Source organism: Sporosarcina sp. P29, assembly GCF_002743265.1.
Classification (GTDB): Bacteria; Bacillota; Bacilli; order Bacillales_A; family Planococcaceae; genus Sporosarcina.
On sequence record NZ_PDYX01000098.1, the window covers coordinates 1 to 423 of the forward strand.

1 protein-coding gene is annotated in these 423 nt (G+C 43.3%); it reads left to right on the plus strand.

Annotation, left to right across the window (positions count from 1 at the left end):
- Window positions 1–423 (plus strand): uroporphyrinogen decarboxylase/cobalamine-independent methonine synthase family protein (locus CSV68_RS16725; RefSeq protein WP_483315687.1); only part of this gene is annotated, 423 nt, incomplete at both ends.

Below are 423 nucleotides of genomic sequence, written 5' to 3' on the forward strand. Positions count from 1 at the left end.
ATTTCAGAAGATGAGCTTCTTCAAACAACGAAAGAGATTCGCTTGGCAAACTTGAAGAAACAACAAGACGCCGGAGTTGATTTGATTGCTGTAGGCGACTTCACATTGTATGACCGCGTACTGGATACGTCAGCCATGTTCGGAATCATTCCGTCACGCTATAACTGGAAAGGCGGACAAGTTTCCACTTCCACATACTTTTCGATGGCACGCGGTAATGATGAGGCAGTTGCCTCTGAAATGACAAAGTGGTTCAATACAAACTATCACTATATCGTGCCCGAGTACGAAGGTCAGCGTTTTCAATTAACGGAAAACAAGCCTCTAACTGCTTATCGTGAAGCCAAGAGCGAACTAGGTATTAAAGGTAAACCTGTACTACTCGGTCCCTATACATTACTGAAGTTATCTAAAGGTTACGAA